General features: G+C 70.6%; 24 protein-coding genes. 13 read left to right on the top strand and 11 right to left on the bottom strand.

Going from position 1 to position 26,793, the window contains the following annotated elements; all coding sequences use genetic code 11:
• Positions 1–28 precede the first annotated feature (28 nt).
• Positions 29–757 carry an HAD family hydrolase gene (locus L3078_RS21200; protein ID WP_239755569.1) on the top strand — a complete coding sequence of 243 codons (729 nt, stop codon included), beginning with the start codon at positions 29–31 and terminating at the stop codon, positions 755–757.
• Here the strand turns inward: L3078_RS21200 and L3078_RS21195 are convergent.
• Positions 748–930 (bottom strand): hypothetical protein, encoded by a 183-nt coding sequence (locus tag L3078_RS21195; RefSeq protein WP_239755568.1) that lies wholly within the window; start codon positions 928–930, stop codon positions 748–750. The two genes, L3078_RS21200 and L3078_RS21195, sit on opposite strands and share 10 nt — an antisense overlap.
• 167 nt (positions 931–1,097) lie before the next feature.
• On the opposite strand from L3078_RS21195, the gene L3078_RS21190 reads away from it, so the two are divergent.
• The gene (locus L3078_RS21190; protein ID WP_239755566.1) at positions 1,098–1,955 is read left to right on the top strand and encodes a winged helix-turn-helix domain-containing protein; all 858 of its coding nucleotides are present in this window, start codon (positions 1,098–1,100) and stop codon (positions 1,953–1,955) included.
• On the opposite strand, the gene L3078_RS21185 is transcribed toward L3078_RS21190, so the two are convergent.
• Positions 1,936–2,754, bottom strand: coding sequence for an HAD family hydrolase (locus tag L3078_RS21185; RefSeq protein ID WP_239755564.1), 819 nt, complete (start codon positions 2,752–2,754; stop codon positions 1,936–1,938). The genes L3078_RS21190 and L3078_RS21185 overlap by 20 nt on opposite strands.
• A 220-nt stretch (positions 2,755–2,974) precedes the next feature.
• Here L3078_RS21185 and L3078_RS21180 point away from each other — a divergent pair, with 220 nt between their 5' ends.
• From L3078_RS21180 to L3078_RS21170, 3 genes are all read left to right on the top strand, one after another.
• Entirely contained in the window at positions 2,975–4,075 is a 1,101-nt protein-coding gene (locus tag L3078_RS21180) for an aminoglycoside phosphotransferase family protein (RefSeq protein WP_239755562.1), read from the top strand.
• Positions 4,076–4,085: 10 nt separating this feature from the next.
• A complete protein-coding gene (locus L3078_RS21175) occupies positions 4,086–4,745 on the top strand; it encodes a TetR family transcriptional regulator (protein WP_239755561.1) in 660 nt (219 codons plus the stop codon).
• Positions 4,746–4,830: 85 nt separating this feature from the next.
• Complete coding sequence (locus L3078_RS21170) at positions 4,831–7,023, top strand: HelD family protein (RefSeq protein WP_239755560.1); 2,193 nt, start codon at positions 4,831–4,833, stop codon at positions 7,021–7,023.
• 221 nt (positions 7,024–7,244) lie between these two features.
• Here the strand turns inward: L3078_RS21170 and L3078_RS21165 are convergent, their stop codons facing one another.
• The 3 genes from L3078_RS21165 to L3078_RS21155 form a co-directional block, all read right to left on the bottom strand.
• Positions 7,245–8,141 (bottom strand): nitroreductase/quinone reductase family protein, encoded by an 897-nt coding sequence (locus L3078_RS21165; RefSeq protein ID WP_239755559.1) that lies wholly within the window; start codon positions 8,139–8,141, stop codon positions 7,245–7,247.
• A 465-nt stretch (positions 8,142–8,606) separates the two neighbouring features.
• Positions 8,607–9,206 carry a DinB family protein gene (locus tag L3078_RS21160; protein ID WP_239755558.1) on the bottom strand — a complete coding sequence of 200 codons (600 nt, stop codon included), beginning with the start codon at positions 9,204–9,206 and terminating at the stop codon, positions 8,607–8,609.
• A gap of 131 nt (positions 9,207–9,337) precedes the next feature.
• Positions 9,338–10,297 (bottom strand): GNAT family N-acetyltransferase, encoded by a 960-nt coding sequence (locus tag L3078_RS21155; RefSeq protein WP_239755557.1) that lies wholly within the window; start codon positions 10,295–10,297, stop codon positions 9,338–9,340.
• Positions 10,298–10,783: 486 nt separating this feature from the next.
• Between L3078_RS21155 and L3078_RS21150 the strand changes: the two genes are divergently transcribed.
• The 4 genes from L3078_RS21150 (at position 10,784) to L3078_RS21135 (ending at position 14,612) form a co-directional block, all read left to right on the top strand.
• Positions 10,784–11,314 carry a toxin-antitoxin system HicB family antitoxin gene (locus tag L3078_RS21150; RefSeq protein ID WP_239755555.1) on the top strand — a complete coding sequence of 177 codons (531 nt, stop codon included), beginning with the start codon at positions 10,784–10,786 and terminating at the stop codon, positions 11,312–11,314.
• Between the two features lie 431 nt (positions 11,315–11,745).
• A complete protein-coding gene (locus L3078_RS21145; RefSeq protein WP_239755554.1) occupies positions 11,746–12,582 on the top strand; it encodes a DUF4097 family beta strand repeat-containing protein in 837 nt (278 codons plus the stop codon).
• Between the two features lie 165 nt (positions 12,583–12,747).
• Positions 12,748–13,806 carry an ATP-binding cassette domain-containing protein gene (locus L3078_RS21140; protein WP_239755553.1) on the top strand — a complete coding sequence of 353 codons (1,059 nt, stop codon included), beginning with the start codon at positions 12,748–12,750 and terminating at the stop codon, positions 13,804–13,806.
• A complete protein-coding gene (locus L3078_RS21135) occupies positions 13,803–14,612 on the top strand; it encodes an ABC transporter permease (protein ID WP_239755551.1) in 810 nt (269 codons plus the stop codon). The genes L3078_RS21140 and L3078_RS21135 overlap by 4 nt, the downstream gene beginning before the upstream one ends.
• Positions 14,613–14,769: 157 nt before the next feature.
• Here the strand turns inward: L3078_RS21135 and L3078_RS21130 are convergent, their stop codons facing one another.
• From L3078_RS21130 to L3078_RS21110, 5 genes are all read right to left on the bottom strand, one after another.
• A complete protein-coding gene (locus L3078_RS21130) occupies positions 14,770–15,549 on the bottom strand; it encodes a hypothetical protein (RefSeq protein WP_239755550.1) in 780 nt (259 codons plus the stop codon).
• Between the two features lie 339 nt (positions 15,550–15,888).
• Positions 15,889–16,575 carry a Clp protease N-terminal domain-containing protein gene (locus L3078_RS21125; protein ID WP_239755548.1) on the bottom strand — a complete coding sequence of 229 codons (687 nt, stop codon included), beginning with the start codon at positions 16,573–16,575 and terminating at the stop codon, positions 15,889–15,891.
• 85 nt (positions 16,576–16,660) lie between these two features.
• A complete protein-coding gene (locus tag L3078_RS21120) occupies positions 16,661–16,891 on the bottom strand; it encodes a hypothetical protein (protein ID WP_239755547.1) in 231 nt (76 codons plus the stop codon).
• Positions 16,892–17,130: 239 nt separating this feature from the next.
• Complete coding sequence (locus L3078_RS21115) at positions 17,131–17,586, bottom strand: DUF6228 family protein (protein WP_239755545.1); 456 nt, start codon at positions 17,584–17,586, stop codon at positions 17,131–17,133.
• Between the two features lie 212 nt (positions 17,587–17,798).
• Positions 17,799–18,998 carry an acyltransferase family protein gene (locus L3078_RS21110; RefSeq protein ID WP_239755544.1) on the bottom strand — a complete coding sequence of 400 codons (1,200 nt, stop codon included), beginning with the start codon at positions 18,996–18,998 and terminating at the stop codon, positions 17,799–17,801.
• Between the two features lie 330 nt (positions 18,999–19,328).
• Here L3078_RS21110 and L3078_RS21105 point away from each other — a divergent pair, with 330 nt between their 5' ends.
• From L3078_RS21105 to L3078_RS21090, 4 genes are all read left to right on the top strand, one after another.
• The gene (locus L3078_RS21105) at positions 19,329–23,087 is read left to right on the top strand and encodes an nSTAND1 domain-containing NTPase (protein WP_239755542.1); all 3,759 of its coding nucleotides are present in this window, start codon (positions 19,329–19,331) and stop codon (positions 23,085–23,087) included.
• Positions 23,088–23,236: 149 nt separating this feature from the next.
• Complete coding sequence (locus L3078_RS21100; RefSeq protein WP_239755541.1) at positions 23,237–23,767, top strand: helix-turn-helix domain-containing protein; 531 nt, start codon at positions 23,237–23,239, stop codon at positions 23,765–23,767.
• 86 nt (positions 23,768–23,853) lie between these two features.
• A complete protein-coding gene (locus L3078_RS21095) occupies positions 23,854–24,462 on the top strand; it encodes a hypothetical protein (protein ID WP_239755540.1) in 609 nt (202 codons plus the stop codon).
• A gap of 241 nt (positions 24,463–24,703) precedes the next feature.
• Positions 24,704–25,048, top strand: coding sequence for a DUF2516 family protein (locus L3078_RS21090; protein WP_239760402.1), 345 nt, complete (start codon positions 24,704–24,706; stop codon positions 25,046–25,048).
• A 48-nt stretch (positions 25,049–25,096) separates the two neighbouring features.
• Here the strand turns inward: L3078_RS21090 and L3078_RS21085 are convergent, their stop codons facing one another.
• Positions 25,097–26,515, bottom strand: a complete 1,419-nt coding sequence (locus tag L3078_RS21085; RefSeq protein ID WP_239755538.1) for a PP2C family protein-serine/threonine phosphatase — start codon at positions 26,513–26,515, stop codon at positions 25,097–25,099.
• Positions 26,516–26,793 lie beyond the last annotated feature (278 nt).

Below are 26,793 nucleotides of genomic sequence, written 5' to 3'. Positions count from 1 at the left end.
CACGGCTGATACGGCGCAGACTGAACCGGTGACAGCAGAGACAGACGCCCTTCGAGAGCTTCGAGAACTGATCACGCCCGTCCGCTTCGTGCTCTGGGACCTGGACGGGCCGATCTGCCGACTGTTCTCCGGGCACCCCGCGCACCAAGTGGCCCGGGATCTGGTGGCGTTGATCGACAGGCGTGGGCTGGGCGGTCTGCTGACCGAGCGGGAGCGGGGCACGGCCGACCCGCAGGTGGTGCTCCTGGGGCTGGGCCGGCGTCATCCGAGCAGCGACCTGATCATCGACGTGGAGGAGTGGCTCACCCAGCAGGAGCTGACCGCGGCGCCCAAGGCGTACCCCACCACCTGGGCCGACCCGCTCATCCGGACCTGGTCGCGGCGGGCGAGGTTCGCCATCACGACCAACAACTCCGCGCTCGCGGCCGCCCGTTACATCGAGACCCGGGGTCTCACCGACTGCTTCCCCTACATCTACGGCCGTACGCGCGACCTCGACCGCATGAAGCCGCACCCCCACACCCTGCGCCAGGCCCTCAACGCGATGGGCGCCGAACCGTCACGCTCCCTCATGCTCGGCGACGCCCCCACCGATTTCGAGGCCGCCCGTGAAGCCGGCGTTCCGTTCCTGGGCTACGCGCGTAACGAACGCAAGCTCAAGGCTCTCCTGGAAGTGGGCGTCCCTCTCTCCCACACGGTGAACTCCCTGAAACCGGTCCTGGACGTCCTCCGCACCCACCTCCCGGATCAGGCCTGAACCATCAGGAGGAGGAAGAGGAGCGCCGTCCACCAGGCCAGGCGTGCCTGGCCGATCCGCAGGGCCACGGCCACGACGACCATCAGGAAGAGCCCGAGAGGGCCGAGGGCCCGCCCCACCAGATGGGCCGCGAGGAATTGGACCGCTGCCACCAGCACCTCCCAGAACACCATGTTCGCCACCCCCGTCCGGCCGACTGCCCCGGCAGCCAGTCCAATTGGCCAGTGATTGACCTGTAATTGGTGTTCCCGATTGGACTGATCCCTTAACCAGCGGTCCAGTTGGGCTGCTGGCGACCGAAACTGGTTTGCCCGCGGGCGGGAGGCGGTACGGTCGGGACGTGGGCGATACATGGACCGGTGAGGGTGGCGGCAGCAAGTTCGAGCATGCCCTGGAGACACTGCGGGCCGGGATGGCGGACGGAACGTACCCGGTGGGGACGTCGCTGCCTCCCCAGCGGCAACTTGTCGAGACGCTCGAAGTCTCCCGTGACACCCTCCAGAAGGTGCTGGCCCGGCTGAGGGAGGAAGGCCTGGTCGAGACCCGGCGGGGGAGCGGGACCCGGGTGCGGGGCCGCGCCCGGCCCCGGGCAGCGGTCAAGGTGACACCGCGCTCGTTCTTCGATGCCGCCTTCGAGCAGCGCGAAGTGCTCCTGGACATCCACACCCTGACCTCGGAGTCCCTCAGCACGCACATCCGGCTGCAGGCGGAACGGGTGCGCGACGGGGAGATCAGGCCCGAACGCATCGTGCTGCGCATGCTGCTGCCACGCGAGTCGATGCCGCTGCCGTATCCGACCGCCAGAGGGGCCGAGGAGGACACACGGCCGCAAGAGCGCCTTCGCGGCATCACCCGGGTGCAGGAATCGTCGTTGCGCGAGGCGCTGGAGGATCTCCAACGCGAGGGCCTCGTCCCGCACGTCGACGTCGAGGTCCGGCACGCGCCGATCACTCCGACCTTCAAGGTGTATCTGCGCAACCAGACCGAGGCGCTGCACGGCTTCTACACGGTCGTCGTGCGTCCGATCGAGGTGGGCGGGGGCGAACTGGTCGATGCCCTCGACGTGCTCGGCCTGGGCGCCACCCTCACCCACCACGTCAAGGACAGCGATCCGTCGTCCCAGGGGAGCGAGTTCGTCGACGCCGCGCAGGCCTGGTTCGACTCGGTCTGGACCCTGCTCACGGACGAGCGTGACTGAGCGGGTGGAGGTGGCCGGCCGGGTGAGGTGCGCACGCGGCGATCAGCTCCGCGTGTGAGGCGACCACGGCGTGCGCCCCCGCGTGGCGCAGTCGGCGGTCCCGCTCATGGTCCGGCGCGTAGCCCAGGAACCCTACGCCTGCGGACGCCGCCGCCCGCAGGTCGCTGGGCTGGTCGCCGATCAGCACGGCGGCGTCCGGCCTGATGCCCCCCAAACGTTCCAGGGCGAACCGCACCGCACTCGGGTCGGGCTTCATACGGCGGGGGTCACGCGGGTCGCGGCCGCAGACCGCCTCGAACTTCCGGGACATCCCGTGAAGTTCGAGGAACTTGCGTACAGGTCCTTCCGCGTTGTTCGTCACGATCGCCAGCCGCTTCCCGTGTTCGACCAGGGTGTCCAGCAGCAGATCGACCCCCGGCGCCGGCATCGCGGCAGCCACCGCCTCGTCCTCGTACCGCGTGACGATGTCGCTCGCGGCGCGAAGGACGGCGGGGTCGAGGACGGCGGGGTCGAGGGCGCCGGGGTCGAGGGCGGACTCCCTCCTTCGGTCCAGCATGTCCCGGAGGAGCTGGAGGACGGTGTGCGAGTCGTCGCACGCCTCCACGGCGGGGTCCAGCACATTCCACTTCTTGCGTGCCATGGCCTTGATCTCCCTGGCGACGGGCCGGGTCGACCGTCCGGCGAACAGGTCGCAGACCGGGCCGTCGAAGTCGAGGAGGACGGCTCGGACGTCGTCGAGCAGCCGGCGCGGTCGGGGCGGCTCGGTCGTCTTGGGGAGGGTGGGGTTCATGGCAGTCATCGTGATCAGTGTGGTGCAGTCGACCGTCCGACCCACGCGTGGGACACCTTCGGACAGTCGCGCGATGCGTGTCAGTACGGGGGACGACGCGTGAGCGTTCAACCGGTGGACCGTCACCTGCGAAAGCCGCGCTTCTGGCACGATGCTCGCCCACGGAGGAGTACCGTGCCTCCACTTCCTGGATTTCACCACGGGTGCGACCACGGCGAGAGAACGGGCGATGCCAGCTGAATCGGATTCCACGGGGCGGCGCCGCGCCGGTGAGATGAGCGCCGACCCGGGTGAGGTGGAGGGACCGCTCAGCGGCTACCACCACGAGACGTATGTCTTCCGCCTGCCCCGCGAGGCCGGCGTCGGTGGGGGCGGACGCTGGAAGTGCCGTGAGCCGCGCGACAGCCTGCTGTGGTTCGACCGGCGCTGCTTCCATTCGGAGGAGCGCCTGCTCACGGAGCTCCAGGGGCGTATCGGCAACATTCCCGACCTCATCGAGGTCGAGGGAACGGTCCTCCAGCGGTTCATCGAGGGAGAGACGCTCGGGGCGCTGCACCCGTCCGACACGTCGGTCCCGGACAAGGAGTTCGAGCAGATCCTGGAGCTTTTCCGGCAACTGGTCGAGGTCCAGCCCCAAGCCCTCCTCGTGAAGCGCAGGTGCGAGGGGCTGGACCGCGCGCGGGAGGGCGACAGCGCGGGCTTCCTCGACCGGCTGATCTGCTTCACCGAGGACCGGGTGTACGGGGACAACCTGCCGGAGTACGGGAACCTGTTCGCGGACCTGAAGCTCGACTCCGACTCCTTCCGACAGCTCAGGAAGCACGTGTCAGGCCTGCGCGAGCGCCCCTTCTGCCTCCTGCACGCCGATCTCCACCGCGAGAACCTCATCGTCGACCGCGACCGCCGTCTCTGGGCCATCGACTGGGAACTCGCGATGTTCGGCGATCCCCTCTACGACCTCGCCACCCACCTCTACCTGATGCGCTACCCGCTGGACCAGGAACGCCGGATGACGGAACGCTGGTGCGCGCTCGTGGAGGACGTCCGCCCGGGAAGCTCCCGAGGCTGGCGGGATGACCTGCCGAAACTGCTCGACTACAAGAAGGCGCAGTCGGTGTTCACCGACGTCATCCGCACCTCGCAGGCGCTGTGCCTCGCGCCCACGGCGGACCGCGCGGAACACCGGGCCCGGCTCCGCCGCGCGAGCTGGGCGCTGTGGGACGTACTGAGCAAGGGCGCGTACCCCCTGGGCGTCGCGGAGGTCCCGGGTGTGTCGGCGATCGAGGCCGCGCTGACCCGGTGGCTCCGGGACCACGGCGGCGATGCCTAGGCTCGACGGCATGAGTGAGCGCGGGAGCGGGAGCGGGAGCCGGGGCGACGGCGGCAGCGGCAGCGGGCTGCGGGAGCGTAAGAAGCGGCGGACGTACGAGACGGTGTCGGACGTGGCGATCCGGCTGTTTCTGGAGAAGGGGTTCGACGCGGTGTCCGTGGCCGAGGTGGCCGCGGCGGCGGAGATCTCGAAGCCGACGCTCTTCCGGTACTTCCCGGCGAAGGAGGACCTCGTCCTGTACCGGATCGCCGATCACGAGGACGAGACGGCGCGGGTGGTCGCGGGCCGGGCCGAGGGCGAGTCGGTGGTCGGGGCCGTACGGGCGCATTTTCTGGCGGGGCTGGCCCGGCGGGACCCGGTGACCGGGTTGAGCGACCATCCGCAGGTGCTCGCCTTCCACCGGCTGCTCTACGGGACGCCGTCGCTGGTCGCGCGGGCGTACGGCCATCTGGAGCGGGCCGAGGCGGCGCTCGCCGAGGTGCTCGGGGGCGGGCTCGACGCGCGGGTCGCCGCCGGGCAGATCGTGACCGTACGGCGGGTGCTCGCGGAGGAGAACCGGCGGCGGGTGGAGCGGGGGGATCCGCTGGAGGAGGTCGAGCGGGACGCCGTCGCCGCTGCCGAGCGGGTCTTCGGGCGGTTGGAGGGGGCGCTGCCGCTCGGGGTGGGGTGAGGGGAGGCCGCCCGCAGCCGCTCGCAGGTTCTTGATCCTCGGTAATAAATGTAACTCGGTTGCGTTTTTGGGTACGCTCGGCGGAATGACGCCTCGCGAACCTGCCGACCACTACGCCGCCGACCCCGCCGCCGATTCCGCCCTCCTCCAGGACGTCCTGGCCAGGGAACGCGCGTACCACGACACCTGCCGCGCCGCTCTCGCCGCCATGGTCGCGGGGGCGGACGAGCAGGTCGTCGTCGGCGAGGACGTCTCCGCCTCGGGCGCCGACGCGGAGGTGCTCGGGTACCGGCTGCGCAGTCGTGCCAAGGAGATGCGCGAGCTGCCGGAGGGGCCGCTGTTCTTCGGGCGGCTCGACTTCGCCGCCCAGGTCGACAGCGACCATGCCGGGCAGGCGCACGGTGACCATGCCGGGCAGAGCTATCACCTCGGGCGGCTGCGGATCAGCGAGGACCCCGGTGTGCCACCGCTCGTCGTGGACTGGCGGGCGCCGGTCTCGCGGGCCTTCTACCAGGCGAGTTCGCGTGATCCCCAGGGCGTGGCCGTCCGGCGTCGTTTCGGGTGGGCACCGGGGAGCCGGGGGGACTCGGCCGACCTCACGGGGCTGGAGGACGACCACCTGGCCGGTGCCGGTGCCGGTGCCGGTGCTGCTACTGGTGTGGATACATCCTCCCCGGGCAGTCTCCTCGCTGCCGAGATCGAGCGGCCTCGGCTCGGTCCGATGCGGGACATCGCGGCCACCATCCAGCCGGAGCAGGACGATCTCGTGCGGGCGGATCTCGCGACCTCCGTCTGTGTCCAGGGCGCCCCCGGCACCGGCAAGACGGCCGTCGGGCTGCACCGCGCCGCGTACCTCCTCTACACCCACCCCCAGCGCATCCGTCGCGGCGGACTGCTGATCCTCGGCCCCAACCGCACGTTCCTCTCGTACATCGCCGAGGTGCTGCCCGCGCTGGGCGAGACGGGCGTACGCCAGTCGACGGTCACGGACGAGATCGCCCGGCACGAGGTGCGGGCCGAGGACGCCGAGCGGGCGGCGGTCGTGAAGCACGACGCCCGGATGGCGGGGGTGCTCCGACGAGCGCTGTACGCCGGCGTCGCAGGTGGGGAGCGGGCGCGTGCGGAGGCGTTCGGGGCCTTGGTGCTGGCGGAGGGCTCGTACCGCTGGCGGGTGGCCGGGGACGAACTGCGGCGCATCGTGGCGGACGTACGCGCCGAGCAACTGCCGTACGACATCGGGCGGGAGCGGGTCCGGGCACGGGTGGTTGGGCTGCTGCGGGAGCAGGCGGAGCGGCGGGCGGGGCCGCGCCCGAACGCCTGGCTGTACCGCATCTCGCGGTCGCGGCCGGTCGGCGCGTACGTCGACGCCGTATGGCCGAAGGTCCGGCCGGAGGAGGTCGTGGCCCGGCTGCTCGGGGACCCGGACGCGCTCGCCGACGCGGCGGAGGGGCTGCTCGACGCCGACGAGCAGAAGGCCATCGGCTGGGCGAAGCCGCCGCGCACCTGGCGGTCGGCGCGCTGGTCAGCCGCCGATCTCGTCCTCCTCGACGAGGTCGCGGGGCTCCTCGCCCACCCCGACGGCTACGGGCATGTCGTCGTCGACGAGGCGCAGGACCTCTCCCCGATGGAGTGCCGCGCGATCGCCCGCCGGGCGGCCTACGGCTCGGTGACCGTCCTGGGCGACCTCGCCCAGGGGACCACCCCGTGGGCCGCCCGCGACTGGCCCGGCCTCCTCGCCCACCTGGGCAAGCCGGATGCCCACGTCGTCCCGCTGACCACGGGATTCCGGGTGCCGCAGGCCGTCGTGGGACTGGCGAACGGGCTGCTGGGGCGCCTGGGGGTGGACGTGCCGGCCGCACGGTCCCTGCGGCGGGACGGGGAACTGCGGATCAGGAGGGTGGAGGGGGCTGAGGGGGCTGAGGCCGGGGCGATCGCGGTTGGTGCGGAGGTCGTCGCCGAGGCCGTGGCCGCCGTGCGGGACGCGCTCGGGCACGAGGGGTCCGTCGGGGTCGTCGCGGCCGACGGACCCGACGTCGTACGGCTGCGGCAGGCGCTCGACGAGGCCGGCATCGCGACGGGCGGCCCGGACGAACTCCGGTCGCGGGTGACGGTGTTGGGGGCAGGGGTGGCGAAGGGCCTGGAGTACGACCATGTCGTGGTCGTCGAACCGGCGGCGATCGCGGCGGCCGAGGAACGGGGGCTGCACCGCCTGTACGTCGTCCTCACCCGCGCCGTGTCGCGACTGGACGTGGTGCACACGCGTGCGCTGCCGTGGTGACCCGGGCGGGGTGCGTGTTACCGGAAGGCGGCGGAGTCATGACCGTACCGGCACCTCGCTGATCAGGGCCGTGGCTACGGTGAGCGGGTGCCGGTGAGCGGCGGTGCGAGCCCGATCTCCCTCCCCCCAGGGGGCTCGTGGCCGCCGCTCGCCGGTGGTTCACACGGTCGCTCGTCCCACCGCGCCCGGCGGCCTCCGACGGGCCCGCGTCCGTGCCTCTCTCACGAGGCCGCGGTCTCGCCCTCGCGCTCCGCCGCCCACTCCGCGGGTTGCGTCGCGGCCTCCAGCACCGGGATGAACTGCTCCTCCTCGTAAGCGAGATGGGCTTCGAGTTCGTCGATGAGGCGCTCCACCTCGGGGAGTACGACGACGGGGTCGGCGTTCTCGGCCGTCACCACCCGGCGTAGATCCTCGACGAGGGCGGCGATGCGCTCGTGCTCCTCGTCGAGGCGGATCAGGGCGGGGGCCAGCTCGGGGTGGCGTTCGCCGAGGAAGGGGAACAGGCCCATGGCCTCGCCGGTGTGGTGGTTGTGCAGCCCCTGGCAGAAGGTGAGGCAGTTGACGCGGAGCTGGGCGCCGAGTCCGGCCCGGCCGCCGCTGGCGATCAACTCCTTCTTGATCAGGGCGAGTTCGCGCCGGAAGGCGTCATGGACCACCTTGAGGGCCTCGCCCATGGAGTCGGCGTTGACGTTCGGCGGTCCGGCCACGGGCACCTCGCGCAGGGCGACGACCGGGATCGTACGGTCCGTCTTCGCCTGGTACTCGGCCCACCCCGGTTCGTCCTCGACGGCCCGCGCGAAGGCCCGGTCCCGTTCCTCGCCGTGCAGGACGACGGCGTCGGCCTCGTAGGTGAAGGCGCCGGTCTCCACGGTGACCCGGGGGTCGGCCGTGATGTTCCGGTACCAGTCGGGGTGTTTCGGTGATCCCCCGGCCGACGCGATGACCAAGATCGTGCCGTCGCCGTCGGGGAGGTAGCCGAGGGGGGTGGTGTGCCGGTTGCCGGTGCGGGCGCCGGTGGTGGTCAGGAGGATCAGACGGGCGCCTTCGAAATAGCCGCCGACCTCGCCGTGACGGGCGCGGAATTCGTCGATGACTTGCTGGTTGAAGGGGTTGGGCATTCTCTGCTTTCGGAGACGGCGACGTGCTGCGTCGCGGAATTCGGGCATGGGTGATTACCGCGGCGCGCGCGTCAGCACAGTGCCGTCAGCGCGGTTCCATCGAAATACGCGTCGACAGAGGAAGGGTCGACGGAAGCGGTGGAATGCGGGCAGCGGCGGCGGAATGCACGGCAAAAGGCATGGCGCCTTGCGGTGTTGGTGTGAAGGGGAGTTCGACGCGCGCGACGGAACACCGGCAGTTCGCAACGGTGTTGGAGAACGTCATGGAGGCGCGCGGAACTTCAACGGGCGGGCTCCTGGCCCGCCCCGGCCTCACTCGGAGGCCGGGTAACCCATCCGCTCACGGCACAAGGCCGACCCGGCAGTCATGCGCTCACAATAAGGGATGTCGGTAGGACTGGGCAATGTGTATTTAGGGACAGGCCTGCGGATTGCCTCTCGGCGAACGCCTGTTGCCAGCCGTTTTCACGCTTTTCCGTCGGCCTCCTTGGCCAGGCGTTCCAGGCGGTCCCGATAGTTCTCCCACCACGCCGGGTCGGTCGACGGGAGGCTGGTGTTGCCGTCGTTCATGCCCACCGTGCCGTCGATGAGTTCCCGGAGGATGTCGGCGTGGCCGGCGTGGCGGTGGGTGTCGGCGATCACGCGGACGACGGCGTGGTGCAACGTCACCTCGTCCCGGCCGTCGGGCCACCACGGCACCCGGCCGACGGTGTCCAGCGGCAGCGCGTCGATGGTCGCGTCCGCGTGGGCCCAGGCCCGGCGGTAGAGGCCCACGATGTCCTCACGGGACTCGGCGGCGGTGGCGTACATGTCCGCGTTGGGGTCGGCGTCGAAGTCGAGCTGGGCCAGAGGTTCTGTCGCGGGCCGTCCGAACGTGTCGCCGAGATAGCCCAGTTCGACACGGGCGGTGTGCTTCAGCAGCCCCAGGAGGTTGGTGCCGGTCGGCGTGAGCGGGCGGCGGGCGTCGTATTCCGACAGCCCGTCGAGCTTCCACACCAGGGCGTCGCGGGCGGCTTGCAGATAGTGATGGAGATCGGCCTTGGCGTCTGTGTCGGCGGCGGTCATGCCCCCAGTCTCCCGGCCACGGGATCTCTGTCCACCACATATCCGCGCCCGCGCCCGTGGCTGGGGCCCGGGCCACGGCGCCCGGCTCCCAGCGCCCCGCTGCCCGCCGTCGGTTCCCGCTCATCGAGGCGTCAGGCCGGCGGAGGACCCGCCTCGGGCTCGGGCTCGGGCGCGGTCGACGAGAAGTCGTACACCGTGAAGTCGGTGAGGCGGACGTACCCGAGACGCTGGTAGAGGGCGTTGCTGGTGGGGTTGCCGGGGTCCGTGAACAGCACGACCTCCTTCGCGCCCGCGGCCAGCGCGGCACGGCTCGCCTCGACCGTGACGGCCCCCGCGTAGCCGCGGCCCCGGAGGTGGGCCGGGGTGTAGACGGGGTCCACCCTGACCATGCCGCCGACGATCGAGGTCGCGGCGGCCATGGAGACGGGGCTGCCGTCCGGGGTCTGCCAGAACGTGAAGTTCCTGTCCCCGAAGCGTGAGTCGTCCCAGGCGCCGGCGTCGATCAGGTCGATGGAGTACTGCTCCCCGACATCGACGCAGAACTCACGGCACCAGCGGATGAGTTGCTCGCGGTCCCCCTCGCCCACGAGGTGACCCCGGCCTTCCGGGAAGGGGTCCTGTGGGGTGAGCGTGCCGAGGCGGTAGAGATGCAGCCGCGTGGTGACCACCGGCTCCGCGCCCGTACGCCGCTGCCAGGCCTCGGCGAAGGCGGTCGACGCGTCGTGGTCCGCGCTGACTCCGTGAACCGGGTGCCCCAGGTCCGCCAAGCGCGCGGCGAGCGCGTCGGCCTGCTCGGGGGTGACGGAGGTGAGGCTCAGGGGGCTGGTCGAGGCGCGCTGGTAGAAGGCGGCGTGGACCTCGCCGTCGCGCTCCAGTCGGCCGAATACGGGGGGTTCGGGGTGGCGCGAGGACGTCCCGTTCGCGCTCGTCCCGTTCGTGATCGGCCCGTTCGTGAGCCCTGCGTTCGCTCGGTGCTTCTCGGTCGCCGTCAGGTGCATGGTGTGCAGGGCGGGGCGCGAGCGCAGGAACTCTCCGGCTCGGGCGAGGTACTCGTGGACGTCTTCGGTGAGGTGCCAGTCATCCGGGCGCATGCCTCATGATTTCCCGCGCCGCGCAGCTGCCTCGCGCTTTTCCGCCAGGGTGGGGGAGCGGCGCCCCCATGAGGGGCAGGGCGGGGTGGGACCCGTCGGCGGCGCGGGGGCGGGGCGGCGGGCGAGGGCGTCCTCGCGATCGTTGTCCGGAAAACGTCGGCTCGTGGGTGCTGGCAGCCGCTGGGCGCGTTGCGCCACGTCGGTATGCCTGTGGCGCCACCGTGGTTCTCGATGGCGCTCGGTGGCGCCATTCGGTGTCAGGTGGCGCCATACGGTGCCATGTAGTGCTGCATTGGCGCCACTCGGAGGTGTCGGCGGCTCACCGGAAGCCCCATTGTGCCTGCGCGTGCCGCGTCGTGCGCCGCAATCGGAAGTGGCTCTGACCTGCGACAACTGTGTGGCTCTCGCCCGGTCGGCTAGATCGCCGACGCCCCGCCTGTGCCACTCCGGCTTCACATGGCGCCATCGATGTGCCATGATGGCGTCATGGACCTCACCCCCTACGTCGACCGCCTCCGCCAGGAGCTCGTCGTCGCTGCCGAGGCCGGCGGTGACGAGGCCCGGGCGTTGGCCGAGCGTCTCGTCGCGCCCCTGGACTCCGCCACCCGCCTCACCCTTCTCACCGCCCTCTCGGCGGCGATGGGCGAGGTCACCCGAGAGCTGGCCCCGGGCTCGGTCGACGTACGACTGCGCGGTGCCGACCCGGAGTTCGTGGTGACGCTGCCGCCCACCACGGTCGCGGAGGTGGCCACGCCCTGGGTCGAGTCACCCGCCCCGCCCCCCGTGCCGGAGAGCGACGACGGCGCCTCGGCCCGTATCAACTTCCGCCTCCCCGCTCACCTCAAGGCCCGCCTGGAGGAGGCGGCCGGCCGCGAAGGGCTCTCGGTCAACGCCTGGCTGGTCCGCGCCACCTCCGCCGCCCTCACCCCGGGGCCCGGCGCCCGTACGGCCGCGCCGCCCGCCCCCGGGCAGAACCGCGCACCCGGAGACAGGAACTTCACCGGCTGGGTCCGCTGACCGTTCCTGGGGACTGAGCATGAGTGAGCCCGCCCAGCCGCACGCCCCGAACGGTCTTGGGCGTACTGGTCCCCGGCGTACTCAACCCCAGGGCGGCGACACGCATCCTGTGCGTGGTCCGATCCCGGGAGGCCGGTTCCCTCACGACCTGGCCAAGGGGGTACGGACAGAGGGCGACGGAAAGGCCCCAGACCTTCCCTCCGGAGGAAAGGGGGCTCCGCACGCTGGCTCCGTTCCCGGTGTCCCAGATCGCCCGCTCACCGTAGCCCGAACAGCCCACACCGCCGCAAGCCGGGAAGCCGACCATCACACGATCGAGCTCATTCACCCTCCTACGCACCTCCCGGCAAGCAGTTGGCAACCCCTGCTCCAGAGCCCCGCACTCGCACTCCACCCTCACCCACCCCTCCAGAGAGGACGGGAGATCCGTCATGCCTTCGTACGACACCCCTGAGCCGATCACCGCGATCGTCGAGTACTCCATCGGCAACACCCGGATCATCGCCTCCGACCGCACCGACACCATCGTCGACGTCCAGCCCTCCAACCCCGCCTCCGACGCGGACCTCAAGGCCGTCGGCCAGACGAAGGTGACCTGCTCCGGCGGTGTCCTCACGGTGAAGGGCCCGCGCAAGAACTCGCCCTTCGGGAAGGTCGGTGGCATCGACATCACCATCGCCCTGCCGACCGGCTCCACCCTGGAGGGCACCACCCAGGTCGGTGACTTCCACTGCTCCGGACGCCTCGGCGAGACCCGGCTGAAGACCTCGGTCGGTGACCTTCACGTCGAGGAGGCCACCACCGCCCGGCTGAAGAGCGAACTCGGCATGGTCCACCTGGACCGCGCCACCGCCTCGGTCGAGATCATCGCGGCCGGCCGTGTCACCGTCGGCACGGTGGAGGGCGGCCTGGTCGTCAAGAACGGCAACGGCGACACCGAACTCGCCGAGATCACCGGCACGTTGGAGATCTCCTCCGCCAACGGCAGGATCGACGTCGGCGCCGCCCACTCCGACGTGGAGGCCAAGTCCGCCAACGGCGGTATCCGGCTGGGCCGCGTCAGCCGCGGCAAGGTCACCCTGCGCGGTTCCACCGGAGACCTGGAGGTCGGCATCCCCGAGACGACCGCCGCGTGGCTCGACGTCCACACCAAGGTCGGTGTCCTGCGCAGCACCCTCGGCTCCGCCGACGGCCCCGGCGACGCCGCCGACACGGTGGAGGTCACCGCCCGCACCTCGGTCGGCGACATCCACATCCGCCGGGCCTGACGGCTACGGGCGACGCCGGCCCGTAACCGGCGGGCGACGCCCCCCGTAGCCCCCGCCCGGCGCGCCCCGCCCCGGCCGCCCGCCGCCCTTCCTCCGTCGGAGCCCGCCTCCCCGCCTTCGTAGAACCCCTCTTGCTTCTCGAACTCCGCCAAGGAGCTATCTGTCATGCCCGCATCAAATCGTGCGTCCAACGCTGCACCCGCCACGAACACCCCGCACCCCGCCCGCGACACGACCACCACCGGCCTCACCACGGCCGGCATCCCGACCACCGGCACCCCCGCCGCCGGCCTCACCGCCACCGGCCTGACCAAGTCGTACGGCGACAAGCAGGTTCTGCGCGGTATCGACCTCGACATCCCGGCCGGCACCGTCTTCGCCCTGCTCGGCCCCAACGGCGCGGGCAAGACCACGACCGTCCAGATCCTGTCGACGCTGATCGCCGCGGACTCCGGCACCGCCCGCCTCGCCGGTCACGACCTGGACCGCGAGCCCGACGCCGTACGCAAACTCATCGGCGTCACCGGCCAGTTCGCCGCCGTCGACAACCTCCTCAACGCCGAGGAGAACCTGCTGCTCATGGCGGACCTGCACCACCTGTCCCGCCGCGAGGGCCGACGCCGCGCCGCCGAGCTGCTCGCCCGCTTCGACCTCACCGAGGCCGCCCGCAAGCCCGTCGCCACCTACTCCGGCGGGATGCGCCGCAAGCTGGACCTGGCGATGACGCTGGTCGGCGACCCGCGCATCATCTTCCTCGACGAGCCCACGACCGGCCTGGACCCGCGCTCCCGCCGCACCATGTGGGAGATCATCCGCTCCCTGGTCGACGAGGACGGCGTGACGATCTTCCTCACCACCCAGTACCTGGAGGAGGCCGACCAACTGGCCGACCGTATCGCCGTGCTCGACGGCGGAGAACTGGTCGCCGAAGGTACGGCGGAGGAGCTCAAGCGCCTGATCCCCGGCGGTCACATCTCGCTCAGGTTCGCCGATGCCGAGGCCCTGGAGCTGGCCGCGTCCCACTTCGCCGCGACCGCTCGCGACGACGAGGAACTCACCCTCCAGATCCCCTCCGACGGCACCGTCCCCACCCTCCGCGCGGTCCTGGACATCCTCGACGGCGCCGGGGTCACCCCCGAGGCGCTCTCGCAGCACACCCCTGACCTCGACGACGTCTTCCTCACCCTGACCGGCGACAAGCAGCAGCAGGAGATCTCCCGATGAGCAGCGTCAGCTACGCGGCCCGCGACTCCGTCACCATGTTCCGCCGCAACATCAAGCGCGCGATCCGCTATCCGTCCGTCGTCATCACCATCGTGATGATGCCGGTCCTCTTCCTGCTCCTCTTCAACTACGCCTTCGGCGGCGCACTCGGCGCCGGTATCCAGGTCCCGCAGGCGCCGCAGGGCGGCGGCGCGGCCGACATCGACTACATCGACTACGTGGCGCCCGGCATCATCCTGATGACCGTCGCCACCGGCTGCATCGGGGCCGCCCTCAGCGTGTGCATGGACATGACCGAGGGCATCGTGAACCGCTTCCGCACCATGTCGATCTCCCGGGCCTCGTTCCTCACCGGCCACGTCCTGGGCAACCTCGTCCAGACCGTCCTCGGCACCGTCGTGGTCACCGGCGTGGCCCTGGCCATCGGCTTCCGGCCGAACGCCACCGCCCTGGAGTGGCTCGCCGTGGTCGGCCTGCTGACCGTCCTGGCCCTCGCCCTGACCTGGCTCGCGGCCGGAATGGGCCTGGTCGCCAAGACCGTCGAGTCCGCGAGCAACATGCCCATGCCCATCACCTTCCTCCCCTTCCTGGGCAGCGCCATCGTCCCCACCGACTCCATGCCGACCGGTCTGCGCTGGTTCGCCGAACACCAGCCCTTCACCCCCATCAACGAGACCCTCCGCGGCCTGCTGATGGGCACCGAGATCGGCAACAGCGGCTGGATCGCCCTGACCTGGTGCGCGGCCATCGGCCTCACCGGCTACCTCTGGTCCAAGTCCGCGTTCAAACGGGGCGTCCGCAACTGACCCCGCGGGACCCGTCGCTGATCCCTCCGCTCAACCCGGCCGAGCCCTCCGCTGACCCCGCGGAGGGCTCGGCTTCGCACCCCAAGGCGGTGGCGACGGAACCCGGCGAGCGGGCGGGGTCGTGGGCGGGGGCGGGGCCGGGCCCCGCCCCCGCGACTCATCGCACGGCGACGTGATCCCCGGCCGACGACTTTGCTCCGGAGGTGGAGTTCCCGTAGTACGTCCACCGCCACGTACCCGGCCCGGTGGCCTTCACCGTGGTCCTGAGCGCTCCCGTACTGCTCGATTTCGCCTTCGTGACGGTCCTGTACGAGGAGGAGCCCGCCGCCTTGAACTGCAGGCTCACCGTGCGCCCGGCGTAGCCCTGATACGTGTGGGTGTCCCAGTTCGCCCGGGTGATCCGCCCGGTCACGGTGAGGGTCTTCCCCTGTGTGACCGGCTCCGGCGAGGCGTTGACGGTGACGCGGGTGGCCCGCAGGATCCGCAACGGGAGGTTCTCGTCGTCAGCGTCGTGGCCGTCGCCGGCAAGGAAGACCCGAGCAGCGGTCTTCCAGGTGCCGGCGTCCTCGTTCCCGACGTCGGGGTGCTGCGGGTCGATGTACAGCCATTCCTCGAAGTCGCAGATGCCTTTTGCCCTGTCCACGACCTCACAGTCGCTCGTGATGACGGCGTTGTGCACGGTGTCCGCGTTGTCGAGCCTCCCCCGGTAGGGGAACACGATCGGCCCGAAGTCGTACTTGAGCGTGGTCGTCATCCGGAAGGACGCACGCACCTCGACCTCCTCCTTGACCCCGATCACGATCGGCTTCCCGCCGTTCACCGCGACCCGGCTGAAGGAGACCCCGCCCTCCGCCGCTCCAGCCGGCCCCGCCGCCACCCCGGTGAACACGACCGCCGCCCCACCTGCCACCACCGCTCTCCACATCGCCTTCCCCATCCTCCACCCGCCCTTTCCCTCGCAGCCTGGACCGAGCGCGCAGACGCATCGGCCGGAGGTTCACCCCCGCGACTGAAGAGGGGACAGCAGAGCACCGGGCCGGGTTGTACGCGATGCGGCAACGATTCGATCACCGCGAAATTCCCCGACCTGTCACGCCGGGCCCCGGAACCCGCAACTCCTCGCGTGCCGACACGTACCGCCCCGAACACAGCCGCCCCAGTGCTCCCCACTCACGGACCCGGCCGCGCCTACGCACCTGACCTGTCTTGCATGAGTCCGGGCAGAGGTCGCTATCTCACAGTCCGGCGGGTTGCGTTCGCCGGGGCTGCGGTGGGCTCAGGCGTCGAGAGCGGTCGGGTCGAAACCAGCCGTGGTCAGGACATCCGCGGCGACTCCGCGGCCGACCTGGGCGAGGCCGATGAGCAGGTCGTCGCAGTCGATGTGGTCGGAGCCGTTCTGCTTGGAGCGCGACTCGGCGATGGCGATGGCCTTGCGGGAGTAGGGCGTCCAGGCGATGCGCTCGGCCGCCTGGGAGGCGCCCATGCTCAGCCTGGTGCCGACGGATCGGTGGACCGTCTCCGGCAAGATCCCGACGGCCCGCAGAAGCCGGGTGGCGCTGTTGTCCTCCGTGGTCAGTCCCCAGAGCAGGTGCTCGGTGCCGATGTAATTGTTGCGGTGGTGCACCGCCGCCTGCTTGACGTGGACCATCGCCTGTCGGAGGTCGTCGGTCATGGTGTCGGGGCTGTAGCGCTTGTGCGGCGCGTGGAAACGCTGCTGGACCGCCTGTCGGGTCACGCCCAGGGCGGTGCCGATGTCGGTCCATGAGGAACCGTGCATCCGGCAGTGCTCGACGTAGTCCTCGACCAGGTCGTCTGCCAGCGCCTGCATCTGGCCTGCGAGTTGGGCGGCGACGGTGAGCAGAGCGAGCCAGTCGGGCTGTTCTTGTCCGCCGGGGCTGCGGTGTGCGGTGTCGCAGCGCCGGTCGACTTCCGCGATGAGATCGTCCAGGTCTGGTAAAGCCATGAGGCAAGTACGTCTTGACAATTCCACATTGTCAAGACGTACTTGCCTATCCCATCTGGGGAGCAGCGCCTGTGCGGCCTCCGGACTACGTGTCTTGGGGATGCTGGTGAGTGCGCCAGAGGCGTCGGAGGGCTTCGAGTTCGGTTCGGGGGAAGTGCTCGCCCCACTTGCCCCTGTAGCCACTCTCGCCGTGGGTGTGTGCGACCTCGTCGAAACAGCGGATCACCGCGCGGGCGAGCTGGTCGATGCCGAGCTGGCTGGACCAGATCTCGGCTCCTTCGTTGTCGTGATCGCTGCCGTCGCACAGTTCCAGCACGCGGATCTAGATGTCCTCGCCTTCGCGGTAGAAGATCCACCGGTAGGCAGTCGGCTCGGCCTCGAACTGGGCACGCGTCTCTGTTTCGCCCGCGACGAGCCGGGCCACCGCGGTCAGGAACTCCTCGGGCGCACTGGAGATGTAGGACGCGGTCAGCTCGGCCTTCGCGTGCTGATCCTCAAGGGTGCAGTCGGCCCATCCGTGTGCCCCCAGCGTCCAGGAGATGCGCAGGCTGGATGTCAGTGCTGCTCCCCGGTGAGGAAGTGCCGGACGTGGGCCGCCAGGGAAGCCATCTGCTCGCCGGCCTCCAGCCAGGTGGTCACCGAGGCTCCCCAGCCTCCAGCGGCCTGTGGCCAGGGCCGCAAGGCCCAGGTCAGCCCGACGTGGCCGCCGGAACGGAAGACGGCCGACACCGCCAGGTCTCGGTCGTCGGTCCGCCAACTCCGTTGGCCGTCCCATCCCCGGTAGTCCGCGGCGAGCGCTTCCAGGAACGTGGTGAGATCGCTGTCCCAGGTCCAGGCGACGACCTCGTCGACACGAGCGGTCAGGCCCGGGGCTCGAAGCTCGACGGCATAGTGCACGGAGTCCGCGTCGAAGCCGAACCGATCGCAGAAGGTCACGCCGACGGAGGCGTTGTCCTGGCAGCGGATGGTCACGCTGAGCCTGTCGTCGGTGTCGTCGTCCGGGGAGGTCATGCGCGGAACGCTAGGCCGACGTCGCGTTCGACGTCATCGGGATTCTCCCCTTTCAGGTCTCTGCACCGCCAAGTCGACGGAGAAGGTGCTGTAGGGAGAGGAGGGTTGACGCCCCATGGTCGGGTTCTGGCTGCCCAGCGGACGGTCGGCGCCGGGACGGGTACCCACACGTCAGCAGTGGCGCTGCAAGGGCGGTGCGGCACGGCCGCTCGTCACGGTGGCTGCACGCGATGGGCCAACCTGCGGCCCCAGGTCCGGCTCGGTGCTTCGATGAAACGATAGGTCAGCATGCACAAGGGCAGCAGCACGACGAAGAACGCTATTCCGAGCGGAAGACTGTCCTGCCGCCGGCGGCCGACCGTACTGTCGATCACCGCCAGCAGCACCGGATGCACCAAATAGACCGAGTAGCTGATCGTTCCCAGTCCGGTCAGCAGACGCGGTATGCGCCGGCGACGCGACGCCAGTCCGGTGCCGAAGGTGAGCACAGCCAGTAGGAATGCAACGATCCAGCCGCGCCGTGTGAAGTGGTCACCGTCGCCGTACCGGTACGCGCTCCCCATGGCACAGGCGACCACCACGACGGCAGTGCCCGTCGTGTACCTCCAGGTGCTCTGACCGTTCTCGGCACGGTAGACGGCGGTGCCGAGGAACATCACCGCGAGGATCACCAGACCCTCCCACAGCGGTACCGTGCCGTTGAATGCGGCCAGAACGAGCGCCAGCACCCCACCCAACGCGCCCCCGAGCACCCGGAGTACGGGTGGCCTGGCGCTCGCACAGCAGATGGCGACCACCATGGCGATCGAGGCGAACGCGATCAGCGGACCGGTGCCGACTGCGCCGGACAGGGCGGAGGCCGGCAGCACGACCCCTGCCGTCACGCTCACAGCGGCGAGCACGGCCAAGATGACGGCGACCGCCGCAGACCGCCGGTGAAGGCGGACCGTGAAAAGGGCGACCACCAGCAAGTAGAAGGCCATTTCGTACGAGAGCGTCCACAGGACCAGCAGGAGATTGGGTGTCCCCAGCAACTCCTGGAGCATGGTCACGTGGGCGACAGCCACCGTGGCAGCGCTCTGCTGACCGAAGTCACGCATCTCCGCAATGCCCGAGAGGTTGACGGCGAGGAGCACAGTGACGACAGCCGCCCACAGCGGATACACACGGAAGATCCGCCCGATCCAGAACGTCCGGACGCAGCCTCGGCGCTCCAGCGACGCGGGGATGACGTAGCCGCTCACCAGGAAGAACACCATGATGCCGTAGCGGCTGGTGTTGAACTGCGGCATCAACTCCCGCCGGAAGTCCGCCATGAAGGTGTACGACGAATGGTCGAACACCACGACGAGTGCGGCGAGGCCGCGCAACGCATCCAGCCAGCCCAACCGCGACGGACCGGCCTTCGCCATGATTCTGAGTAATCGTGAAGTGATGGAGGGTGAGTCGTCCGGTGAAGTGGGGGCGACGGGTGGGGATTCCATGCCTGGACAAAAATCCTTTTGGTGAGGTGTTGGTTGGGCTCGTCGTGGGGGGCGCGCCGACGTGGTCCGTAATCGGCGGTGAGTGCGCCGAGGGGCGACGTAGACCTCCGCGCCTGCAGGCGGCCTCAACGCTCGCCAACCACCAGCAGGGCGTTTCCCGCCGCTCGCATCACCGAGTTCAGTGGCTGGCGCATTGTTCGGCAGTACCGTGCTGGCGGCCGAACAACGAATGCAGGAACAGCCGGAGGGGAAGAGGGCGTGGCGGGTCGGCGTGAGGTGCCGGTGGATCCGGCGGCGGGTCCGGTGCAGCGGTTCGCGTTCGAGTTACGCAAGCTGCGGGCGGAGGCGGGCGGGGTCACCTACCGGGCGCTGGCCCAGCGGGCGGGTTACTCGGTGACCACGCTGTCGCAGGCGGCAGGGGGTGAGCAGCTGCCGACGCTGCAGGTGGTCCTGGCCTATGTGCGCGGCTGCGGCGGCAATGCGGCGCAGTGGGAGGCCCGGTGGAGGGAGGCGGTGGAGGAGTCCGCCTGTGACGGCTCTCAGGGCAACGACGGAACACTCCCGCCGTACCGGGGCCTTGCGCGGTTCGAACCCGGTGACAGCGCCTTGTTCTTCGGTCGACAGCAGCTCACCGCCGACCTGGTGGACCTGCTGAGCCGTCGGCGGTTCGCGGCGGTCTTCGGCCCCTCCGGCAGCGGCAAGTCCTCCCTGCTGCGGGCCGGCCTGGTACCCGTCCTCCGGCAGGCTCAGGAGCCGGACCTGCGTCCGGCCGCGATCCGCATCCTGACCCCGGGCGAGCGCCCCGCCCGCACCCACGCTCCCCTCCTCACACCCGCAGCTCCCCGCGACGGCGGCGCCGGTGCGGACACGCTCGTGATCGTCGATCAGTTCGAGGAGGTCTTCACCCTCTGCCGCGATGCCGCCGAGCGTGCCCGCTTTATCGGCCTGCTGCTGGCCGCCCGGCAGCCCGAAAGCCGCTTGCGGGTGCTGTTGGCCGTGCGCGGCGACTTCTACGGCCGCTGCGCCGAGCATCGCGACCTGGCCGACGCACTGTGCGATGCCAACCTGCTGGCCGGTGCGATGAGCCCGGCGGAACTGCGCGACGCTGTCGTCAAGCCGGCCACGGCCGCCGGACTGACCGTGGAACGCGCCCTTACGACCCGGCTGGTCAAGGAGGTCGCCGACGCGCCGGGCGGGCTGCCGCTGTTGTCCCACGCGTTGCTGGAGACCTGGCGTCGACGCCGCGGCAAGACGCTGACCATGGCGGGCTACGAAGCGGCGGGATGTCTGGACGGCGCGATCGCCAAGACCGCCGAGCAGATCTACGGCCAGTTCACCGAGGACCAGGCGGCTGCTGCCCGCCGGGTGGTGCTGAGGCTGATCGCCCCCGGCGACGGTACTCCCGACACCCGCCGTTCCGTCGACCGCTCCGAACTGTCCGGCAGCGAACGGAATGACACCGCCCAGGTGTTGGAGGCACTGGCCGGGGCACGGCTGCTCACCCTGGACGGCGAAACGGTGGAGTTGGCCCACGAGGCCCTGATCACGGCTTGGCCCCGGCTGCGCGGATGGATCGAGGAGGACCGCGAACGCCTGCGGGTGCACCGGAATCTGACCGACGCCGCCCACGCCTGGCAGGAACTGGGCCGTGAGGACGGAGCCTTGGTCCGGGGAAGCCGACTCGCCGCCGCCCAGGAACACTTCGGCGGTGCATCGCGCGAGGACCTGACCGACTTGGAGCACGCCTTCCTCGAAGCCAGCCGTGACCACGAGCAGAAGGGGCGTCGCCGGTACCGGCTGGTGCTGGCCGCGGTCACTACCGCCCTGTGTCTCGCCCTCGTCGCCGCAGGCCTCGCTGTGGGGCAGTGGCAGAGCGCGGTCACCGCCCAGCACCTCGCCCAGTCCCGGCAACTGGCCGCTCAGTCCGGTGCGTTGCTCGACTCCGAGCCGGACCTCGCCTCACTGCTCGCTGTCCACGCGTACCGCACCAGTCAGACCCGCGAAGCCACCGCCGCCCTGTACGCCGCTGCGGCGCTACCGCTGCGCAAGCGCCTGACCGGCGGCACCGAGCCCGTGGACGCCATCGCGCTCAGCCCGGACGGACGGACCCTCGCCGCGCACAGCGGAGACGGCTCGGTGCGGATTTGGGACCTGCCCGGAGGCCGGGTCCGACGAGCCTTGTTCACTGGCCACAACACCAGCAGCGAAGCCGCGGCGTTCAGCCCGGACGGAAGCAACCTCGCCGTCGCTGCTTCCGGGGGCACCGGGGCGGTGGTAGGCCTGTGGGATCCGGTCACCGGCAGGAAACTCAGAACCCTCACCGTCCCCGATGGTTCGGTACGTGGGATGGACTTCAGCCCTGACGGTCGTGCCGTGGCCGTGTCCTCCCCGGCGGCTGTACGGGTATGGGACGTGGCCACCGGGCGCAAGCGGCACAGCTTCACCAGCCGCACCGACGAGGAGGTGGTCGCCTTCGGCCCTGACGGACGCACCGTTGCCGCGATGAGCCGCAACGGGGTGGTGCGGGTGTGGGATATGGCCACCGGCCGTACCCGCACTGTCCACGACAGGCAGGTCGAGCGTGGGCTGGGTTTCAGCCCCGATGGCCGGACATACGCGGTTGGCCGCACCGACGGTTCGGTGCAACTGCGGGAAGTGGCCACCGGCATCGTCCGACGCACCATCAGGGACGGCGCCATGAAGGTGGACCAGGTGGCCTTCGCCCCGGACGGGCGGACCCTCGCCATCCCAGGCCCTGCGGACACGGTCCGACTCTGGGACACCGCTTCCGGCCCGGCGCGAGCCACCGTGACCGCCGGTCACCAGGGACGCGGGCTCATGGCAATGGCCCTCGGCGCGGACGGCCGCACCCTGGTCACCAGCAGCTACTCGGAACCCACCATCCGCGTCCACCGCCTCTCCGTTGATCAGCCGCTGCTCTCTCTTCGAGGCATTGCCGGCGCGTCCGTTGATGACATGACCTTCAGTCCGGACGGGCGCACGGTGGCCGCGGTTCACCAAGGACTCCCCGGCCGTGGGTCGGTACAGGTCTGGGATGTCAGGACCGGCGATCGCAAAGCCACACTGGCGCTCGACACCGACCTGGCCCTCCAGGGAAAGCAACTGCCTTCCTCGGTTTGGCGCCTCAGCGCTGCGGGGTTCAGCCCGACCGGGCGTGCCCTGGCCGCAAGGGCCGTGAAGAACGGGGTGGTGATCGAGGTGCGGGATGTCGCCACCGGCCGCCTTCACCAGAGCCGAGCACTGGGCGCCATCAGGGCGGTCTTCAGTCCCGACGGGACGCGGCTCGCCGTCGCGGGCGGGAAGGGATGGGTGCGGATCTGGCGCCTCTCCACGGGGGCGCTGCACACCGTCCGCACCGGCCATGGCCAATCGGTCAGAACGTTGGCGTTCACCCCGGACGGACGCACCCTTGCCGTCGTGAACGTCGAGGACAGGGGCGGCGACCAGGTCACGCTGCTCGACGCCGCGACCGGCCGCACACAGCGCACCATCGAGCCGAGCAGCCGGAGCCCGTTGACCCTCGCGTTCAGTCCTGACGGGCACACCCTGGCCACCGCGAGCGCCGGCAACGGCCTCGTGGAGACGTGGGATGCGCGCACCGGTCGGCTCCAGGACAGCTTCAGTGTCAGCGGGGAGGTGGAGTCGTTGGCTTTCAGCTCCGATGGCCGCACCCTGGCCACAAGCAGCGCCAGAGGGGTCCAGTTGTGGGACCTTGCCACCAGTCAGCCCAGACGCACCTTGCCGACCCGCTCGCCCGGGGTGGTGGCGTTCAGCCCGGACGGACGCACCCTGGCTATCAGTACGGGCAGCTCCGTCGAACTGTGGAACGTCGACCTGCCCGACCCGGCCCGCGCGATCCGCACCATCTGCGGGACCGTCGACGCCGCCCTCACCCGTCGAGAACAGTCCCGCTACCTGCACGACCAGTCCGCTAGGACCGGCTGCCCACCGGCTGGGCGACAGGACCCCGCTGCGTCACCGGCCAAGGTCGACTGAGACACGCAGCCCGATGACTCAGATGGACCGGGAGTGGCCCACCTTCAGCGAGACGGCACATTACGCCCCCTACCCCCGTCGCAGTGGTCTAGCGCACTTTTGCAAGCGGGTGCTTGCAATAGTTAGCGGGGGTGGGGCATGGTGGAGGCATGGCATCGCTCAACGTCGGCAATCTCGGTGAGTACCTGCGTGAACAGCGGCGAAACGCGCAGCTGTCGCTCAGGCAGCTCGCCGACGCCGCCGGGGTGTCGAATCCGTATCTGAGCCAGATCGAGCGCGGGCTGCGCAAGCCGAGCGCGGAGGTGCTGCAGCAGGTCGCCAAGGCGCTGCGGATCTCCGCCGAGACGCTGTACGTCCGGGCCGGCATCCTCGACGCCGAGCGGGACCGGGACGAGGTCGAGACCCGTGCCGTCATCCTCGCCGATCCCACGCTGAACGAGCGGCAGAAGCAGGTGCTGCTCCAGATCTACGAGTCCTTCCGCAAGGAGAACGGATTCGAGATCGGGGTCGGGGTCGACAGCGAGGTACCGGCGGCGACCGGGGGTGACGTCGGGACCGACCACGTCGCCGGCGCGGGGACCGACGCGGCGGCGGATTCCGCGGGCGCCGAAGAAGCGTCCGCCCCCGGCCCTCGTGCAGCCGACGGCGGCGATGCCGGTCCGCGGCGGACGGCGAGTTGACCACGTGAACGACCACGACGAAGCTGTCGAACCGGACCAGAACGACACAAAACCCTCAGTCGCAAGCCAACCGGAGGACCCTCACCATGGCCATCACCGACGACATCCGCAAGGCCGTCACCGACCCGACCCCCTTCTACTTCGCCGCCGGCACCGCCGACCTCGCCCTCCAGCAGGCGAAGAAGGTCCCCGGCCTCGTCGAGCAGCTGCGCGCCGAGGCGCCGGCCAAGATCGACGCCGTACGCCAGACCGACCCGAAGGCCGTGCAGGAGAAGGCGACCGCCCGCGTCAAGGAGACCCAGGAGAACCTCCAGACCAAGGTCACCGAGATCATCGGCACCCTCGACACCGACCTGAAGAAGCTTGGCGAGACCGCTCAGGACCTCGCGCTGCGCAGCGTCGGCGTCGCCGCCGAGTACGCGGTGAAGGCCCGGGAGACGTACGAGCGGGTCGCCGAGCACGGTGAGCAGGCCGTGCGGACCTGGCGTGGCGAGGCCGCGGAGGAGATCGAGGAGCTCGCGATCGCCGTCGAGCCGAAGTCCCAGCCGGTCGAGGTCAAGGACGAGCCGGCGGCCGCGAAGCCGGTTCCGGCCCAGGCCGCGCCCGCGCCCGCCGCCGCCAAGAAGCCCGCGCCGAAGAAGGCCCCGGCGCGGAAGACGACGGCCGCGAAGAAGACCACCCCGCCCGCCAAGTAAGCGGCACGGCGAGCCGCCCCAGTGGGCGACATAACCGACGACGGAGTCGGTGACAGAGCGAGGGGTACGCGAGTGGTGCTTCTTGAAGCATTTCAGTACCTCGCAGTACCTCGCAGTACCTCGCGGTAGACGACGGGCCGGGCACCTTTGGGGTGGCCGGCCCGTTCTACGGGTACGGTGGCCGCGTGGGAGAAACGGTCGGCATTCGTATGCGTGAACGGAACGGGCGGTGGTGGGCACCATGCTGATGAGCGGCTTCGCGGGGTTCATGGGGCTGTTGCAGCTCGTCGTGATCGCACTCGCCGCGTTCGCGGTGATCGACGCCGCGTTCCGGCGGGAGGACGCGTTCCGTGCGACGGACAAGCAGACCAAGGTGTTCTGGCTGATCATCCTCGGGATCGCGCTCGTCGTGAGCCTGCTGTTCCCGCTCCTGTCGTTCCTGCCGATCATCGGCCTGATCGCCAGCATCGTGTACATCGTCGACGTACGTCCCGCGGTGCGGCAGATCTCCGGCGGCGGTGGCCGCGGCGGCAACCGAGGCTCCAGCAGCGACGGCCCGTACGGCCCGTACAACGGCGGTCGGTGACCTCCTCCCAAGTCACCTCGGAGGTCATCTCTGAGGTCACCTCGGAGGTCAGGCCTCCCGGTCCAGCAGGAGGACCGCCACGTCGTCGGTCAGTTCGCCGCCGTTGAGGGCGCGGACCTCGTTCACCGCGGCGCGCAGCAGTTCCTCGCCGCGCAGACCCTCGGCGAGCTGGCGGCGGACCATCTCCACCATGCCGTCCTGGCCCAGCCGCTCCTTGCCCTGGCCGATCCGGCCCTCGATCAGGCCGTCGGTGTAGAGCATCAGACTCCACGCGGCGCCCAGTTCGATCTGGGTGCGCGGCCAGCGGGCGTTCGGGAGCAGACCGAGGGCGGGACCGCCGTTGTCGTACGGCAGCAGCTCGGCCGGCGGGGTCGGCCGACCGCCCTGGCCGTGGCGGGCGATCAGCGGGGACGGGTGGCCCGCCAGGCAGAGGCCCGCCCGGCGGCCGTCGGGGGCGATGTCGACCGTGCAGAGCGTCGCGAAGATCTCGTCGCTCTCGCGCTCGTGCTCCAGGACGCGCTGGAGCGTGGACAGCAGCTCGTCGCCGCAGAGCCCCGCGAAGGTCAGCGCCCGCCAGGCGATGCGCAGCTCCACGCCGAGCGCCGCCTCGTCGGGGCCGTGCCCGCAGACGTCGCCGATCATCACGTGCACGGTGCCGTCCGGGGTGCGGACGGTGTCGTAGAAGTCGCCGCCGAGCAGGGCGCGGGAACGGCCCGGCCGGTAGCGGGCGGCGAACCGCAGGGACGAGCCCTCCAGGAGCGGGGTAGGCAGCAGGCCCCGTTCCAGGCGGGCGTTCTCCTGAGCGCGCAGCTTGGACTCGGTGAGCCGGCGCTCGGCGGTGTCGGACCGCTTGCGCTCCACCGCGTAGCGGATCGCGCGGCTCAGGAGGCGGCCGTCCACTTCGTCCCGGAACAGGTAGTCCTGTGCGCCCACCCGTACCGCCTCCGTGCCGCGTTCGGCGTCGCCCGAGTCGGTGAGGGCCAGGACCGCGTGGCGGGGGGCCAGGTCCAGGACGTACTTGAGGACGGCGAGTTCGTCGTCGGGGCGGTCGGCCGACTCGGTGTCCGGGTCGGCCGGGCGGGCCGGGGCCGGGAGTGCCAGGTCCAGGAGGATGCAGTTGACGTCGTCGGTCAGCAGCCGCTGGGCCTCGGTGAGGTTGCGGGCGGTGCGGACGCGGATCGGTTTGCCCGCCGAGTCGAGCAGTTCGGGCACGTTGAGGGAACCCGCCGGGTCGTCCTCGATGAGGAGGACCGTGAGGTTGGTGGGGCCGGGCTGGGGGGCCGGGCCCGTGGCGCCGGGGCCGGAGGCGTGGGAGCCGGGCGGGTTTGTGGAGTTGTCTGCAGGGGCCAGGGCCGAAGCGTTCATGGCAGCCCCCTCTCCGGACGGTCCGCTGGGCGCGGACACGGCGTGCGCCTGACCACTCTCCACGGCCGGGATCGCTCTCTGCCGCGGTACGGGTACGGGCATCGTGTTGGGTTCCTTCCCTCCCCCCGAGGGCACGGCGGGCGAGGGACCTCGACCCACCGACGGGGACCTTAGCGCCAGGCGCCGCCGCAACGGAATGGGCGGCGGGGCGCCGGGTGGCAAACGGCCGACGTCATATGCCGCATCACGTACCGCACTTGGACATGGCAGGGCTTTCTCCTGGGATGACGAATGTCACGCGCCGAAGGTTGAGCCCGGAGGGGAAGGTGTCGCGAGTCACGTGGGGTGGCTCACGGGGGGGGGGCGTGGGGGCGGGGGCA

The sequence above is a fragment of the Streptomyces deccanensis genome, assembly GCF_022385335.1.
GTDB lineage: Bacteria > Actinomycetota > Actinomycetes > Streptomycetales > Streptomycetaceae > Streptomyces > Streptomyces deccanensis.
This window is presented reverse-complemented; position numbering and strand designations above follow the sequence as displayed.

What these genes read in the sequence shown, in the direction of transcription:
- L3078_RS21140 (WP_239755553.1), top strand. Translation starts at nt 12,748, where the DNA reads ATGCCCGCATCAAATCGTGCGTCCAACGCTGCACCCGCCACGAACACC.
- L3078_RS21175 (WP_239755561.1), top strand. Translation starts at nt 4,086, where the DNA reads ATGAGTGAGCGCGGGAGCGGGAGCGGGAGCCGGGGCGACGGCGGCAGC.
- L3078_RS21160 (WP_239755558.1), bottom strand. Translation starts at nt 9,206, where the DNA reads ATGACCGCCGCCGACACAGACGCCAAGGCCGATCTCCATCACTATCTG.
- L3078_RS21115 (WP_239755545.1), bottom strand. Translation starts at nt 17,586, where the DNA reads ATGACCTCCCCGGACGACGACACCGACGACAGGCTCAGCGTGACCATC.
- L3078_RS21155 (WP_239755557.1), bottom strand. Translation starts at nt 10,297, where the DNA reads ATGCGCCCGGATGACTGGCACCTCACCGAAGACGTCCACGAGTACCTC.
- L3078_RS21135 (WP_239755551.1), top strand. Translation starts at nt 13,803, where the DNA reads ATGAGCAGCGTCAGCTACGCGGCCCGCGACTCCGTCACCATGTTCCGC.
- L3078_RS21170 (WP_239755560.1), top strand. Translation starts at nt 4,831, where the DNA reads ATGACGCCTCGCGAACCTGCCGACCACTACGCCGCCGACCCCGCCGCC.
- L3078_RS21090 (WP_239760402.1), top strand. Translation starts at nt 24,704, where the DNA reads ATGCTGATGAGCGGCTTCGCGGGGTTCATGGGGCTGTTGCAGCTCGTC.
- L3078_RS21125 (WP_239755548.1), bottom strand. Translation starts at nt 16,575, where the DNA reads ATGGCTTTACCAGACCTGGACGATCTCATCGCGGAAGTCGACCGGCGC.
- L3078_RS21185 (WP_239755564.1), bottom strand. Translation starts at nt 2,754, where the DNA reads ATGACTGCCATGAACCCCACCCTCCCCAAGACGACCGAGCCGCCCCGA.
- L3078_RS21180 (WP_239755562.1), top strand. Translation starts at nt 2,975, where the DNA reads ATGCCAGCTGAATCGGATTCCACGGGGCGGCGCCGCGCCGGTGAGATG.
- L3078_RS21165 (WP_239755559.1), bottom strand. Translation starts at nt 8,141, where the DNA reads ATGCCCAACCCCTTCAACCAGCAAGTCATCGACGAATTCCGCGCCCGT.
- L3078_RS21100 (WP_239755541.1), top strand. Translation starts at nt 23,237, where the DNA reads ATGGCATCGCTCAACGTCGGCAATCTCGGTGAGTACCTGCGTGAACAG.
- L3078_RS21195 (WP_239755568.1), bottom strand. Translation starts at nt 930, where the DNA reads ATGGTGTTCTGGGAGGTGCTGGTGGCAGCGGTCCAATTCCTCGCGGCC.
- L3078_RS21095 (WP_239755540.1), top strand. Translation starts at nt 23,854, where the DNA reads ATGGCCATCACCGACGACATCCGCAAGGCCGTCACCGACCCGACCCCC.
- L3078_RS21085 (WP_239755538.1), bottom strand. Translation starts at nt 26,515, where the DNA reads ATGCCCGTACCCGTACCGCGGCAGAGAGCGATCCCGGCCGTGGAGAGT.
- L3078_RS21145 (WP_239755554.1), top strand. Translation starts at nt 11,746, where the DNA reads ATGCCTTCGTACGACACCCCTGAGCCGATCACCGCGATCGTCGAGTAC.
- L3078_RS21150 (WP_239755555.1), top strand. Translation starts at nt 10,784, where the DNA reads ATGGACCTCACCCCCTACGTCGACCGCCTCCGCCAGGAGCTCGTCGTC.
- L3078_RS21130 (WP_239755550.1), bottom strand. Translation starts at nt 15,549, where the DNA reads ATGGGGAAGGCGATGTGGAGAGCGGTGGTGGCAGGTGGGGCGGCGGTC.
- L3078_RS21110 (WP_239755544.1), bottom strand. Translation starts at nt 18,998, where the DNA reads ATGGCGAAGGCCGGTCCGTCGCGGTTGGGCTGGCTGGATGCGTTGCGC.